17 protein-coding genes are annotated in these 13,442 nt (G+C 51.9%); 3 read left to right on the top strand and 14 right to left on the bottom strand.

Going from position 1 to position 13,442, the window contains the following annotated elements; all coding sequences use genetic code 11:
- Nucleotides 1-9: 9 nt before the first annotated feature.
- Nucleotides 10-576 carry an elongation factor P-like protein YeiP gene (gene yeiP, locus FE845_RS13300; protein WP_200365405.1) on the bottom strand — a complete coding sequence of 189 codons (567 nt, stop codon included), beginning with the start codon at nt 574-576 and terminating at the stop codon, nt 10-12.
- Nucleotides 577-861: 285 nt separating this feature from the next.
- Between yeiP and FE845_RS13305 the strand changes: the two genes are divergently transcribed.
- Nucleotides 862-1,716: a PA4780 family RIO1-like protein kinase gene (locus tag FE845_RS13305; RefSeq protein WP_200365407.1), complete on the top strand. Its 855-nt coding sequence runs from the start codon at nt 862-864 to the stop codon at nt 1,714-1,716.
- A gap of 18 nt (nt 1,717-1,734) precedes the next feature.
- Here FE845_RS13305 and FE845_RS13310 read toward each other — a convergent pair whose 3' ends face one another.
- The 7 genes from FE845_RS13310 to FE845_RS13340 all read right to left on the bottom strand — a co-directional run bounded on the left by FE845_RS13310 (nt 1,735) and on the right by FE845_RS13340 (nt 7,616).
- Nucleotides 1,735-2,409 (bottom strand): hypothetical protein, encoded by a 675-nt coding sequence (locus tag FE845_RS13310; RefSeq protein WP_200365410.1) that lies wholly within the window; start codon nt 2,407-2,409, stop codon nt 1,735-1,737.
- A gap of 51 nt (nt 2,410-2,460) precedes the next feature.
- On the bottom strand, nt 2,461-2,901 hold the full coding sequence (locus tag FE845_RS13315; protein WP_200365412.1) for a MaoC family dehydratase: 441 nt from the start codon (nt 2,899-2,901) through the stop codon (nt 2,461-2,463).
- Nucleotides 2,902-2,939: 38 nt separating this feature from the next.
- Nucleotides 2,940-3,305: a thiol-disulfide oxidoreductase DCC family protein gene (locus FE845_RS13320; RefSeq protein ID WP_200365414.1), complete on the bottom strand. Its 366-nt coding sequence runs from the start codon at nt 3,303-3,305 to the stop codon at nt 2,940-2,942.
- Between the two features lie 99 nt (nt 3,306-3,404).
- Entirely contained in the window at nt 3,405-4,436 is a 1,032-nt protein-coding gene (locus FE845_RS13325; protein WP_200365416.1) for a threonine aldolase family protein, read from the bottom strand.
- A gap of 23 nt (nt 4,437-4,459) precedes the next feature.
- Complete coding sequence (locus FE845_RS13330) at nt 4,460-6,517, bottom strand: FUSC family protein (RefSeq protein ID WP_320159693.1); 2,058 nt, start codon at nt 6,515-6,517, stop codon at nt 4,460-4,462.
- 4 nt (nt 6,518-6,521) lie between these two features.
- Complete coding sequence (locus tag FE845_RS13335) at nt 6,522-7,406, bottom strand: HlyD family secretion protein (protein ID WP_200365420.1); 885 nt, start codon at nt 7,404-7,406, stop codon at nt 6,522-6,524.
- A 9-nt stretch (nt 7,407-7,415) separates the two neighbouring features.
- On the bottom strand, nt 7,416-7,616 hold the full coding sequence (locus FE845_RS13340; protein ID WP_200365422.1) for a DUF1656 domain-containing protein: 201 nt from the start codon (nt 7,614-7,616) through the stop codon (nt 7,416-7,418).
- A 131-nt stretch (nt 7,617-7,747) separates the two neighbouring features.
- Here FE845_RS13340 and FE845_RS13345 point away from each other — a divergent pair, with 131 nt between their 5' ends.
- Entirely contained in the window at nt 7,748-8,575 is an 828-nt protein-coding gene (locus FE845_RS13345) for a zinc-dependent peptidase (RefSeq protein WP_200365424.1), read from the top strand.
- Nucleotides 8,576-8,592: 17 nt separating this feature from the next.
- Here FE845_RS13345 and FE845_RS13350 read toward each other — a convergent pair whose 3' ends face one another.
- The 3 genes from FE845_RS13350 to FE845_RS13360 form a co-directional block, all read right to left on the bottom strand.
- A complete protein-coding gene (locus FE845_RS13350; protein ID WP_200365426.1) occupies nt 8,593-9,291 on the bottom strand; it encodes a crotonase/enoyl-CoA hydratase family protein in 699 nt (232 codons plus the stop codon).
- A 102-nt stretch (nt 9,292-9,393) separates the two neighbouring features.
- On the bottom strand, nt 9,394-10,878 hold the full coding sequence (locus FE845_RS13355) for an esterase/lipase family protein (protein ID WP_200365428.1): 1,485 nt from the start codon (nt 10,876-10,878) through the stop codon (nt 9,394-9,396).
- Nucleotides 10,879-11,036: 158 nt separating this feature from the next.
- Nucleotides 11,037-11,216, bottom strand: a complete 180-nt coding sequence (locus FE845_RS13360) for a hypothetical protein (RefSeq protein WP_200365431.1) — start codon at nt 11,214-11,216, stop codon at nt 11,037-11,039.
- 71 nt (nt 11,217-11,287) lie between these two features.
- On the opposite strand from FE845_RS13360, the gene FE845_RS13365 reads away from it, so the two are divergent.
- On the top strand, nt 11,288-11,443 hold the full coding sequence (locus FE845_RS13365; RefSeq protein ID WP_200365433.1) for a hypothetical protein: 156 nt from the start codon (nt 11,288-11,290) through the stop codon (nt 11,441-11,443).
- A 615-nt stretch (nt 11,444-12,058) separates the two neighbouring features.
- Here the strand turns inward: FE845_RS13365 and FE845_RS13370 are convergent.
- From FE845_RS13370 to FE845_RS13380, 3 genes are all read right to left on the bottom strand, one after another.
- A complete protein-coding gene (locus tag FE845_RS13370; RefSeq protein ID WP_200365435.1) occupies nt 12,059-12,373 on the bottom strand; it encodes a HigA family addiction module antitoxin in 315 nt (104 codons plus the stop codon).
- A 10-nt stretch (nt 12,374-12,383) separates the two neighbouring features.
- Nucleotides 12,384-12,662 carry a type II toxin-antitoxin system RelE/ParE family toxin gene (locus FE845_RS13375; RefSeq protein WP_152437606.1) on the bottom strand — a complete coding sequence of 93 codons (279 nt, stop codon included), beginning with the start codon at nt 12,660-12,662 and terminating at the stop codon, nt 12,384-12,386.
- 158 nt (nt 12,663-12,820) lie between these two features.
- Complete coding sequence (locus FE845_RS13380; protein ID WP_200365437.1) at nt 12,821-13,309, bottom strand: hypothetical protein; 489 nt, start codon at nt 13,307-13,309, stop codon at nt 12,821-12,823.
- Nucleotides 13,310-13,442: the final 133 nt, after the last annotated feature.

Consider the following 13,442-nt stretch of genomic DNA (forward strand, 5'->3'; position numbering starts at 1 on the left):
GCTACCAGATCATGCCCGGCTTAGAAACTTGCGCTCTTCCACGTTGACCTTAATACGATCACCCGTGGAGATATGTTCAGGGACCTGAACTACTAAACCAGTAGCCATTCTTGCCGGCTTGGTACGAGCAGTCGCAGAGCCGCCTTTAACCGATGGATCTGTTTCTTCAATTTCGAGCTCGACGGTTGGTGGCAGAGCCAAGGCAACCGGGGATTCACTCACCAGAATCACCATTACTCCCTGAGTGTCTTCAGTAATGAACAGCAACTCGTCGGCAATCGCTTCACGGTTCAAGCTGTACTGAGTGAAGTCTTCGCTATCCATGAAGACGTATTCATCGCCATCAGAGTAGGAAAAAGTGGCGGGCCTGCGCACAAGATCGGCAAGATTCAGCATATCGGAATCTTTAAAGGTTTCGTCGATCTTATTGCCCGTAACTACATCGTACATCCGCATACGGTATAGACTTCCGCCAGCACGCCCCTGAGGAACAGAGCGCTCGATATCCTTGACGAAATACACCCGACCTTCGTATTCAACTGCAGAATTTTTCTTAATTTCACTTGCTCTAGGCATTTTTTATAGCTCCAAAACAATCTCTAAACGCATCCATACCGGGCATACGCCGGCGTGTTTTTTCACCCGACAATTCTACCCTCAGACCTGCCCTGCTGATACAGGGCGATCGGATACTATAAGCCATTCAGGCAAAAGCTTCCCGAGCCTATAACCAGATTCGCAAAAGAAATAGCAATTTGATGTAAGCTATGCAGCATTATGACTATCACCGTTGCTCTCGCCTGACTTTAGGCCAACTCAGCACGCATGGTCGGCACGCTCACGGCTAAACTGAAAGGTGTTATGAAAGTACCCAAGAGATTACAACCTCTGGTCGACGACGGCCTTGTGGACGAAGTGCTTTACCAGCTTATGAGCGGTAAAGAAGCACAGGTTTACGTGGTGCGGTGTGGCGACCAAGTACGCTGCGCAAAAGTGTTCAAAGAAGCAAAAAAGCGCAGTTTCAAGCAGGCTGTTGAGTACCAAGAAGGTAGAAAAGTACGCAATAGCCGCCGGGCTAGGGCCATGAGCAAAAAAACACGCTACGGTCAGAAAGAGCAGGAAGACGCCTGGCTTAACGCTGAAGTAGATGCCCTGTACCGACTTGCAGAAGCCGGTGTGCGCGTACCTGAGCCCAAGGGCTTCGTGGACGGCGTGTTGCTGATGGAACTGATAGCCGATGCCGATGGCAAAGCCGCTCCGCGTCTTGATGATGTCACCCTAACTCCTGAGCAGGCTCGTGATTACCACGGCCGTATTATCGCCGAGATAGTTCGCATGCTGAGCGCGGGGCTTATCCACGGTGACTTGTCGGAGTTCAACGTACTCGTAGACAGCAGTGGGCCGGTAATTATTGACCTGCCCCAAGCGGTTAACGCTGCGGGCAACAACAACGCTGAGCGAATGCTAGAGCGGGACGTAGACAATATGCGTCGCTACTTTGCCAAGTACGCACCCGACCTGCTTGTTACCGACTATGGCAAAGAAATCTGGGCGCTTTACGAAAGTGGCGATCTTCACCCCAACAGCAAGCTGACCGGCTGCTTTGAGCACGACACCGCCAGCGCTGATGTAGAAGAGCTTATGGCCGTGATTGACGCGGCAAAAGAAGAAGAACGGGAGCGGATTGAACGTATGCAGGATGACGATGAGGATTAACTCTCGTCGTTCCAGTGCTTACCAAGCAAGCCAGATAACATGTTTTGCGCCTTTCCCCGGGCGATGGGCGCGCACGGTTACCGCCTCTGCCGAGAGCCCTGCGCGCTTTAGGCGCTCAGTAAATGCAGGATCTTGTCCGGCTGACCAGTAGGCCAAAACGCCCTCAGCCCGCAACGCTTCCTGTGCTGCGGCAATGCCCGCAGCAGAATACAACCAGTCATTTTCTTTTCGCGTAAGCCCTTCAGGGCCATTATCAATATCCAGCATGATGGCGTCGTAACTGGCAGGCGAATTCTTGATCAGCTGTACCACATCGCCAATGTGTACCTTGGCACGCGGGTCTTTTAGCGGATAGCCTGAAGCTCTGCCCAGCGGGCCGAGATTCCACTGTTCCACCTCAGGTACGAGTTCGGCAACGGTGACTTCTGCGGTATCGCCCAATGACTGCAGCGCAGCTGCAAGGGTGAACCCCATACCCAACCCACCTATGAGCACTTTTGGTGCAGGATGATCGGCAATGCGCTCGCAGGCCAGTGTTGCCAACGCATCTTCGGAACCATGCAAACGCGTATTCATTAACTCACCGCTGGTGCCTGCAATGCGGATAGAAAATTCATCGTTGCGTTGCAGCAGCCTCAGTTCGGTTCCCTTGCCGGGAATAATTGCAGTGCCTAGCAACTCGAAGCGAGCCATACAAACCTCTGAAGATAAAACACCGGGGTGCGGGTGGGGGATGGGAGTAAATCAGATTTGAGCGAGAATTGCCCGTTCAGTTTCGCAAGGAAGCAGGCCGGTCAGCCAAGACTCAACAACAACCTCGCCCAACTGATTCGAAAGTACGGCTTCCGCTTTTGCGCGATTCGTCTCATCTGCTTCGGTAATCGTAAACACACAGGTAATGGTATCGCCAAAATAGACGGGTCTGCGAAACCTAAAATTCATGCCGGACGCCAGCCAGCCAATCTGGCCGCCCACTTCCGTAATCATGCCACCGACCAGCAGGCCATGGCATATTTTGCCCCGAAACCCTTTGGCAGCAGTGAAGCGCTCATCGTAATGAACCGGGTTCATATCCCTGCTTATTTCGCCGAATGCTTGCGTGTCATTCTCGGTAAAGGTGCGGGTAACCGTAAAAACATCGCCCGCCTTGAGACCCCGAATAGCCTGCTTTCGAATATGTGTCACTCAGGGTTCTCCGGGATCTCAGTATGGTAGTAAAAGGCCTAGGCGCGCGCGGCGAGGCGACGTTCAACCCAGGTATGATAAAGCTTCGCCAGAGTGGGTCGAATCAAAGGTAAAGAAATCAGCCAAGCCAGCGGTTTCAGTACGAAGACCCGCGACATTAGCAATATGTAAGCGTCCATCTCACGATGAATTTCGCCCTGATCATCCTTCACATGCAATTCCCGAAGCGCTTTGTCCGGGTCTACTCCCTGTTGGCGTAGCTCGTCGTCCCGGCCTGTGATATCCAGCCAGTCGACTGACTCACCGGTCTTCCCCGCCAGTTTTTCATACCAGCGTCGATCCTTGATGCAGGTGGAGCAGGAGCCATCATAAAAAACGATCAACTTGCCTTGCGTGCGATTCATAAGCGCCCTCCAAGAACAACGAATGCTTGAGCGACAGCTTATCATACCCAGCCACTCGGCTTTACTCCGCCTTTAGGCTCCAGCCTAATAACGGCAGAATCAGGATTGCAACTGGCGCACATCGGCCAGAAACTGATCAACAACCGCGGGTGTCGTGGCCCAAGAGCACATCAGGCGCGCACTGCCACCGATAAAGTTGTAGAAGCGCCACCCCTTGGCTCGCAAGGCAGCCTGTAAGGCCTCGGGCATTTCTACAAACACCCCGTTTGCCTGTCTTGGATACCGGAGTTTAATCCCTGGCAGCCCGGCCAGTCCGTCTGCAAGTCTTTTCGCACTGGCATTGGCATGGCGTGCGTTTTCCAGCCAAACATTGTTCTCCAGCAACCCGCACCAGGGTGCAGAGATGTACCGCATTTTAGACGCCAGTTGCCCTGCCTGTTTGCAGCGCCATTCAAAGTCTTCGGCCAAGGCTTTATTAAAGAAAACCACGGCTTCTCCCAACGCTAGACCATTCTTGGTGCCGGAGAAACAAAGTACATCAACACCCACCTTCCAAGTGATTTCAGATGGGTGCACATCCAGAGCTGCAACTGCATTCGCAAACCGCGCACCGTCCATGTGGATATTCAACTTGTACTGATCCGCCAGAGTACGAATATCACGGAGTTCGTCTGGCGTATAAATTGTGCCCACTTCCGTTGCCTGAGTGAGGCTCAGTGCCTTGGGCTTTGGGTAGTGAATATCTGTGCGCTTGGTCACCAAGTGTTCGATACTCTCTGGAGTGAGTTTTCCATTCTCACCCTGCCCCAACAAGAGTTTGGCACCATTGGACGCGTATTCCGGCCCACCGCATTCGTCGGTTTCAATATGCGCCAATTCATGACAAATCACGCTGTGGAAAGATTGCCCCATAGACGCCAAAGCCAGCGAGTTTGCTGCGGTACCATTAAACACAAAATAAACGTCGCAATCTGTATCGAATAACGCCCGCAACCCGTCTGATGCACGCTGCGTCCAGCTATCCTCGCCATAGGCGGGCTCATCCATTCGATTTGCGGCCTCCATTGCTTTCCAAGCCTGAGGGCAAACACCGCTGTAATTATCGCTGGCAAACTGCTCCGATCGGGACACGGCAACTCTCCTGTCTTAAGTATTCAAGCATGATGAAACGTTTTGGCCGTCCGCTCAAACGTCAAAGCCATGCGCTCGAACATGCCCTCAATGGTTGCTGTTTGCGCATCTGGCTCCTTGGCTTCGTAGATAGCTTTTAACAGCCCAGCGCTGGCTTCTCTAAACCGCGAGTTCATAGTGCCACGCGCACTCATCAAATAGGTATCTGCCAGTACCTGCTGCCATTCTGCCAATTTTGCATCAACTGCCGCATTTCGATGATTTTTGATTCGCCGGCGTAATCGGATGGACATGTGCCCCATGTTGAGCCCGGTAAAGCCCATATCCGTCATAACCCGGCTTGGGTTGCCAGACCCTTGATCATAATTGGCAAGCCGGAGGAGGCGCTCTCCCATTCGACCATTAAACCAGTTTTCGGGACTGTGCTGAAAATCGATGGCTGCAAGGTCACGAGCCGTTGCTTTGAGCAGTCGACGCTGCATCGTTTGGCCATCCAAAGGAGTGATCAACTTGAACACCCAATAGAGAATACTGATACCTATAAAAAGCCCTAACGCATTACTGGTTGCCACCTCGGTATTAAACGTCATGTGGTTACCGGGCTGAATGATCAGCGTAAAGGGAATGCAGAAACCCAGCCCGTACGGCAGGGTCGGCCGTTCGGCAAGTGCCAGCAGACCGATAAAAAATGGGCCAGCAAGCACGAGCACCAACATTTCAAAGTCTCCGCTGCTTTTCGACAATAGGCCCAGCCCGAAAAACAATGCCGTGGGAATCGCAACCACAACACCAAGCAACAAGTGCCGCAACATAACGGTAAGCACCACTAACGAAAAGCGGGCAAACATCACCGAAAACACAACAGGCATAATCATCAACATAATGGCTGCCTGACTACCTGTGCTTAGCCAGATAGTTGCCCCAATTACGAACACTACCGCTGTTCGAAAGCCGTTAACCACGCCTATCAATGGGTCCCTATGGGTTTTCAACTTGGAAGCCTTGAGCAATGTCTGGTCGCGGTTTTCCAGTGCATTGTAGGCACGCAATACCATAACCAGATCTGCTACCAGCTCCACAGCCGTTTGGCTAAGGCGGGTGACGATAGCTGCCTCATCCACATAAGCGGCTTTATGCTCTAGAAGCGCTCGCCTCAACTCCTGAGCCTGACGGTAAGATTCGTCATAGCTATCGGCCTCTGCGATTGCAATAAAAAGCGCCCTCATGTCTGCCAACAGCCTGCCGAATGCAGGGGAAACCAAATCCGGGTGATTTCGTGGAAAACGTCCCATAATTTGGGTGACTGCCAACAGAGACATCACCTTGTTACAAAGCAGGTTAGCTGCTCGGCTGCGCCCCGGCCCTTCAGGCCCCTCATAAGCAACTGCACTGGAATCATCATTCAAAATAACCAAGGTTTCGAGAATCTGGTCGGCGAGTTGATGGCGCTGTTCATGGGTACTGTTCGGGTCCAACTCCATTGAGAGATATTCGAGCGTATCGTTGATCACATTGCGTGAATGCAAACGAAGACTGTCTTTTACCGTCACCGGCCACAACAATTGGCTAACCAACATAGCGCAGAGAGCGCCTACGGCTATTTCGCTGATTCGGGATTGGGCAATATCAAACACTGCGCGACCGTCGGCAGCACTTGGGTCGGCCATAACCATGATGACCACCAAACCAGCCGTCATGCCCGACATGGCAAACGCATAAATAAAGTTGGTGTTGTGCACCATGGAAGATGCCGCGGAATTCAGGCCAATCCAAAGCGTAAGACAGGCTAGCGCGAGCAGCGGATAAGGCATAAAAAACGCGAGGATTAGAATCCCCACGCCACCGCCTACCACAGAACCGGAAATTTGGCAGAGAGCCTTTTCAATCACCAGCCCGCTTTCCGGGCGAATCTGCAAGAACACGGCGGAAACCAGCGCCCAGTAGGGACGATCTAGCTGCAAGTACATAGAAACAAACAAGGCGAGCGCCATGGATATCACCCCTTTCAGGGCAAATATCACGCTACGCTTGTTTGGCGTTAAAAGCTGGGCCAGTAGCGGTGGTAGCGTTATTGTGGCCACTTGGTTACTCGTCTTCCGGAGTTCTTTCCGCATCGGTTTCCAGATAAATGGAAACCGTCATTCCAGCGCTAATGATCACGTCATCCGGGAGAGGGTCGAGGGCTATATCCACCGGGATTCGTTGGGCAAGGCGTACCCAGTTAAAGGCTTGCTGCACTTGCGGCAGCATTTGGCTATCACTGCTGGTATTTGAATCCGCAATACCACGGGCAATGCTTCTCACTTTGCCGCTCAGTTTTTTACCGCCAGAAAGTAGCGTAATCCGGGCCTTCTGCCCCACGTGCACCATTTGCAGCTTGGTTTCTTCAAAATATCCGGTTACGTAAAAGGAGTCGCTTTGAATCAGCGATAACACCGGAGCCCCCCGAGATACATAATTGCCCCGGCGCAGAGTGAGGTTATTAACAATGCCGGTTTCCGGAGCCACTATTGTTGACCGCTCCAAATCAATCCGGGCAGTGTCGAGCTCAGCTTGCGCAAGTTGATAGCTGGCTTTGGCTGTCTCGGCACGAATACGGTATGCCTCTAGACTTTCTTCACTAATAGATTGGCGATCCGCCATACGCTGCCGCCGTTCATATTGGTGCTGAGCGAGATCCCAGCCAGTTCGCTCTTGGGCGAGCCGAGCGCTGCTCTCGGCGAACCTTGCCCGGTAGCGGGTATCATCAATGGCAAACAGCGGATCGCCTTTACGAACAAGCAGGTTATTTTTTACATTCAAATCCGTTACCCAGCCGGACACATCGGGCGCAATAGTGATGACATCCGCGCGAATGCGCCCGTCCCGTGTCCAGGGCGAGTAGAGATAGTGATCCCACACCCAAGTCCCGGCAACAATGGCAACCACCACCACGAATAATGTCAGTCCAATACGCGCAAGCTTTCCCATGAATGCCCTTTAGTCCCCGAACAAATAAACAATAGCAGCCAGATAACAGACGAAGATGGCCACATCAAACCAGGCCTCCTTCCAGATATAGCGGCGCAGGCTAAAATAGTGCAAAACAAGCCGCGTAGAGGCGGCTAGAATAAAGGCCATAGGCGCCAGCACCACAAAGGGGCTGAAAAGCATTCCACCAATACTCATTTCGTGAAGCATAACATCCTTTACTATCAGCCCTTGCTACTATGAATCGCTGCCAAGTGTTTGATCATAGGTGCCGTTTAAACAATTGGCCAGCACGCATGTGCTAGAGTACCGGCTGTACTTACGACACGAGTTTACTCAGGATGTCCTCCGCTACTACCTTTGCTGTCTTCGCCGTTGTTTTCATCGCACTGGCTGCGTTCTATCTGTTTTTCTACCGCTCCTGGCGGCGAGATCGGGAGCTGAGACAACCTTTCCCGAAAGCTTGGCGCAAACACCTTCAAACAACAGTCCCTCTGTACTGCCTACTCTCGAAACAGCTTCAAAAAACTCTGGAGAATCAGGTTCAGTTATTCCTTGCCGAAAAGAATTTTTACGGGTGCGACGGGTTTGAGATAAACGATCGTGTGCGGGTAGCGATAGCTGGACACGCTTGCCTTTTGACCGTCATGCGCTCGTACAGTGACTACAACGAAGTGCGCAGCATTCTTGTTTACCCGGATGTGTATCGAGTACAAGCGCAGGAGCGCGATGGGATGGTGGTTGGTGTGAGCGACCAAGTCCGGGCCGGAGAGGCCTCATCGCTGGGGCAAGTTGTGCTGGCGTGGGCGGAATGCGAAAGCGGCGCCATGCAACCGGGGAGCCCACACAATGTGATACTTCACGAGTTTGCACACCAGCTGGACTATCTGGATGGGTCCGCCGACGGCGCGCCGCCCCTCAGCGGAGAGCAAGCCGAAGAGTGGCAACAAACCATGACCATAGCCTATGACAACCTGCGCCACTCCCTGCGGCATCACCGCAAAAGCTGGCTTGACCCCTACGGCGCCACAAAGCCAGCTGAGTTCTTTGCGGTGCTAACAGAAACGTTTTATCAGCAGCCACATCACCTGAAAGAGCACCAGCCAGCGGTATATGATCTACTTAGCACTTTCTACCGGATAGATCCCGGCGAGTTGCCCCAGAGCTAACTCGCCGAAATTAGCTTTTAGGCATTAATGCCTAAGTTCTCCGAGTCTTTCTTGATGCTTTGATCCAGCAGCTCAAGGTAGCCCGCCTTTGTTTTCACCTTGGTCTGGGCGTGTGCTCTCATATTTAGCTTGCGGAAGCCTTGAGCCAGTTCATTCGCACGGTTCATGAGCTGTTCCGGAGCAACCACTTCATCCAAGTATCCGGCTTCCACAGCGCCTTCCGGGCTATAGATTTCAGCGTTGATAACCGAGCGATAAAAATGCGCGGGCGCCAAGCGGTGTCGTGCAATTTCGATACCTGCATGATGCATGGTCATGCCAATGGCCACTTCATTCAGGCCCAGCTTAAAGCTGCCTTCAATGCCCACCCGGTAGTCCACCGACAGCATGATAAACGCACCCTTAGCAATGGCATGGCCACTGCATGCGCCAATAATGGGCAGAGGGAAAGCTGCCAAACGCCTGGTAAAGGTTGAGCCTACAGTAACCAGAGCTTCAGCTTCTTTCATGCCCTTTTGCATTTCTTTCAAATCGTAGCCGGCAGAGAATATTCCCGGTTGGCCAGTCAGGATAACCACGGCTTTGTCTTGTTCAGCCTGATCAAGAGCTTTATTGAGCTGTTCGAATACCTGATGGCTCAGAGCATTCGCTTTCCCGTTATTGATGGCAATTGTCGCGACACCGTCGTTCAGTGTGTAGGTTACTAAGTCGGTCACCGGCGTTTCCTCTTGATGGAGATAAGTCTGATTTCGCGGAACTTTGCCAGCTTATGCTGGCGGTCACAAATTATTCTTCACCAAAACCAAATCTTTTGCGCCTCAGCCGGTGCGCCGCTGGAGTGACATCCGCAATTGAGCGCTGAAACCTTTCTTTGACGACAGAGGAATAAGAAAGCTCTCACCCTCAAGCTCGGCTTTGCTTCCTCCGCGTTCACTCCACTGTTCATCCGTGGTTACATAACGCAAATTCCAGCCATCCCCAGTTGGGGTCATTTTGAGGGTGAGCGTGTCACGATATAGGTACTCCCCTTCCACCCTATGCTCTGTCCAAAGAGCACCGTCAACAAAGTAGTCGGTTGCTGAAACCGCAAGCTCAACTGTCATCACCATCGTTCGCCCCCGCTCAACGGTAATTTTTGAGCTATCAAGAAAGGTGGAGAACAGCATGGGGGAACGGGCGGAATTCAGCCCGGCCTTTTTCGGTTTCATCATTTCGTCAAATTTTCGCAAAACCGCACTGAAGGTTTCCTTGCGCCTTTCCGTCAGCCGGAAACTGCGCGCTCCTCTGGGTGATACAGTGGCCTCGAAGTAATAGGAGGCACGAACCCGGCGGCCTTCTTTGCGCGCCTTCTCAACAGATGGCGGCAATGGCAAGGATTCCACATCCATCACGCCGTCTATACGCACGTCCCCAAACAGAAAGCGCACGAGGTTTTGGTAGCCGTCCTCAGAATTAACAATGCCGTAGGGGCCACTGTGGCTGCGGTATACGAAGGCTCTGGGCGCCCCCTGAATACTGGCATTTTCTATAGCCACCAGACCATCGCTCATCTTGCCCGCCAACCACTTCGAAACACCTTTGGCAGCGCCGTAATCTTGCTGATTGGTTCCGACCAGACAAAAGAACCGATCCGGGTCAAACTTACCATCGAGAGAATCTACCCGTTCGGGCTTGCCATCGAACCCAAGATACTCCGCCATGGTTGCGCGGTTAAAGTTGTTGATATCCCAAAGCCCAAGAAACGCAGGTACGTTGATCCCGGCCATTTCTATGCCATTGTGCGGCGTGGCATAGGTAAACACCTTATCCACCATTTTCCGCACCGCTGGCGTACTGATTCCGCCATTCTGCAAAAGGCAGCGGCACACTAGGCCACCCATGGAATGCGCTACGAGGTTTACCCGAAACTCCGCCCGGCGAGCTGCATCATCACCGCATAGGTGATCCCGGATATTGAGTATCAAGTCCCCTAACTGTATAGCGGCAGCGGGAATAGAGAGTGGCTTCCCTTCGCCAAAATCCCGATCTGCTTGGTCATAGTAACGATAGATAACAACGGTTTTCTGAGGGATATCCCGGTCTACCTCAGCACCATCGGAAAACGCATCGGTGTAACCGTAATCCTTCATTAGGCGCATCATTGGCGATTCGAATACTTGTTTGTAAACGGTTCCATCCCATGATTGGCGCACCTTTGTAGCGCCTAGGTTGAAGCCCATATAGGGCATGGATACGGTATCGGCTATTTCGCTGGCGGTCATGGCATAGCCACGAACATAAATGATGGGGTTAAACTGACTCATGAGACGTGCATCCTTTCAGGCTGATCCCAGCCTAGATGCATGCGATATTCGTTCCGGACGGTTCTTTATGCGGTAGAAGCGAGCACTTGCGTAAAGCTATCTCAAGCGGCCTGAAAGGAAGTGTAAAAAAGGCTGACGAGCGCAAGCCCAGAAATCCCTTAAAAAAAGTAGTAACGAACGATCTGAGCAATAATCAGCACCGCAACCAACGGGAAAATAAAACGCGATAGGTTGCCGCTGCTCCGCCCATCGTCTTTCGGGGCATACTTTTCCACAAGGGGCAGTACAACAATCAGAGTCACAAATAAAACAGCAAGAATAATCAGTAGTGCTTTCATCGACTTTCTCCTTGGCTATCCATTCTCAGCCCGCTACTTTTCATTACTGGAGGATAACGGATATCAGCCTTGTGAAAACAGCAGCTCTGGCATTCAGCCCTCTTGTGTCAGCCAGCGCCTCATACGCCGGAGGCCCCCATCATGCGCGTCTGGAGCTGGTTACCTATACGCCCGACACCGACTGGTACGAAGGCTTGGTCATGTTCAAATGTAGCGCTTCGCACTGAGATTTTGTTCACTGGCGATTTTGCCTCTAGCGTTTTTCTCCAACGCTCTTGCTCGAGTTGCTGCCTATCTTTGTATTCCGACAATGTCTGATTGATTACCCAGCCTTTTGAAGCGGCCAACTCAATGCTAATAGAACCCAAACTACAGAAAAGACCACGGGGAATGAAAATAGATGTAGATACTCAGCTTCATTGATTTGAAGTTGAGTTGTAACTACCCCACCAAGCAACCCTGCAATCATCGGCGGCCAATGGTTTTGTGTGTAGCTTACTCCACATTTTGGACAGACTACTGAGACTCTCCTTAATAAGGGGAACATTTGCCTCTTCGAAACTTCAAACTCTTCTAAGCATTTTGTACATTTCATGTCAGACACCTAACGAGACTGTCGCCCCCCGCCCCCTTTTCCCGGTGACGCCCCTGCGTGAAATCTGGGTGCGTTTTCGATGATGAAGGCCCAGACTTTAAAAGAATAGTCGCGATTTATTGTACACTTATTGATCAACTCTATCCGAATCCAGACCTTCAACGTTTTCCTACGACCTCAACGCCCGGCTAACGCGCCGGTTTGGAGCCGCTAAGCGGCGGAAAATCGGTCGCTGTGCAGCCGCTGGTTATGCCCTATGCCCGATTTCGGATACAGCGGTCCAAGGACGAATATTCTTCAACTGATCCTCTAGGGCATCTTCGGCAATCTCAGTGTCGTAGGCTGCCTGAGCTCGCAACCAGTAGCCGTTAGACAAACCAAAGAAACGACAGAGTCGCAGGTCCGTGTCTGCGGTAATCGAACGTTTCCCCGCGATGATTTGGCCTATTCTCTGAGCCGGCACCCCAATTTCTTTGGCCAGGCGGTATTGCGAAATGCCCATCGGCTCCAGAAAATCTTCTTTGAGTAACTCGCCTGGCGTGACAGCATCAATATTGCGCATGAGCCACCTCCTAATGGTAATCAACAATTTCAACATCTTCCGCGCCAGCCTTGGTCCAGCGGAAGCAAACCCGGAACTGTTTGTTGATTCGAATGCTGTGCTGACCTTGGCGGTCACCATGCAATGGTTCCAACATATTTCCGGGCGGTACTTTCAAATCATCCAACTGGCTTGCAGCTTGGAGTTGCCGAATTTTCCTCAAGGCAACTCGCTCGAAATTAACGAAGCGCCTGACGCGGCGTCCGCTTGCCAGTTTCTCGGTATCCTTACACTTGAACGATATGATCATGGCTCAATGATGACGGGGCGCGTTATTAACGTCAAGCGTTATTATCTGACAGATGGATCTGGAGAAAGGCATAACACCAGCAATAAACGGCGCCCTGACAAGGGCGTCCGGTGGAGGCCGAAGGCCGGAACGAACTACAACCATTTGTTAGGTTGCTCTCAAAATTCCTCAATTTCGACTACGTCCGATCCCATCTCAATCCAGCTGCGCAGAAGCCAGGGAGGTTTATTGATGAACGCATACTCGCGTAGCTCTATTTCGTAGTCCTTTTTCTCCAAACCAGCGATCCGATAGGTGGCTGGGTATCCACAGTCGCATCCGATAATAGAGGGAACAATGCTCTTGTAACCAAGTACCAGTGTTCCAGATTCAAGAACCTTATAGTTCCCGAAGAGCCAGGAAGTGCCGCAGTTTGGCGACAGTGTTACATCAATGACTGCAACATCCTCATGCCATACGATCTTGCTCTCGTTAACCTGAGAATTCGCGCGGCAATAGCTAAACGAAAAATCCAGCTCTTCAGGCGCTTCGTGATCGAAATACTCTTGAACCACCGTGGCCCCGGCCGCCAAGTGAAATAAAAGAGCCAGCACGCCTGACAGAACACAAGCCAAGCCAATCAACGAAAATTTTAATGCTCGATTCATGTGCTCGACCAATCTAACGCCAGCGTAACGGGTTGGTTTGGAGCGGCAGCGGAAAACCAATCCCGTTGACGCACTGGTTAGGTGGTCTCAACGTGAAGCCTCCATTCTGGCGAATTGCGGGAGTAGCTATAAC

The organism is Marinobacter sp. 1-4A (genome assembly GCF_016597725.1).
Classification (GTDB): domain Bacteria; phylum Pseudomonadota; class Gammaproteobacteria; order Pseudomonadales; family Oleiphilaceae; genus Marinobacter.

Bases quoted from the DNA above. Each gene is read 5' to 3' on its own strand.
- yeiP (WP_200365405.1), bottom strand. From the start codon at position 576: ATGCCTAGAGCAAGTGAAATTAAGAAAAATTCTGCAGTTGAATACGAA.
- FE845_RS13305 (WP_200365407.1), top strand. From the start codon at position 862: ATGAAAGTACCCAAGAGATTACAACCTCTGGTCGACGACGGCCTTGTG.
- FE845_RS13310 (WP_200365410.1), bottom strand. From the start codon at position 2,409: ATGGCTCGCTTCGAGTTGCTAGGCACTGCAATTATTCCCGGCAAGGGA.
- FE845_RS13320 (WP_200365414.1), bottom strand. From the start codon at position 3,305: ATGAATCGCACGCAAGGCAAGTTGATCGTTTTTTATGATGGCTCCTGC.
- FE845_RS13335 (WP_200365420.1), bottom strand. From the start codon at position 7,406: ATGGGAAAGCTTGCGCGTATTGGACTGACATTATTCGTGGTGGTGGTT.
- FE845_RS13340 (WP_200365422.1), bottom strand. From the start codon at position 7,616: ATGCTTCACGAAATGAGTATTGGTGGAATGCTTTTCAGCCCCTTTGTG.
- FE845_RS13345 (WP_200365424.1), top strand. From the start codon at position 7,748: ATGTCCTCCGCTACTACCTTTGCTGTCTTCGCCGTTGTTTTCATCGCA.
- FE845_RS13355 (WP_200365428.1), bottom strand. From the start codon at position 10,878: ATGAGTCAGTTTAACCCCATCATTTATGTTCGTGGCTATGCCATGACC.
- FE845_RS13360 (WP_200365431.1), bottom strand. From the start codon at position 11,216: ATGAAAGCACTACTGATTATTCTTGCTGTTTTATTTGTGACTCTGATT.
- FE845_RS13370 (WP_200365435.1), bottom strand. From the start codon at position 12,373: ATGCGCAATATTGATGCTGTCACGCCAGGCGAGTTACTCAAAGAAGAT.
- FE845_RS13375 (WP_152437606.1), bottom strand. From the start codon at position 12,662: ATGATCATATCGTTCAAGTGTAAGGATACCGAGAAACTGGCAAGCGGA.
- FE845_RS13380 (WP_200365437.1), bottom strand. From the start codon at position 13,309: ATGAATCGAGCATTAAAATTTTCGTTGATTGGCTTGGCTTGTGTTCTG.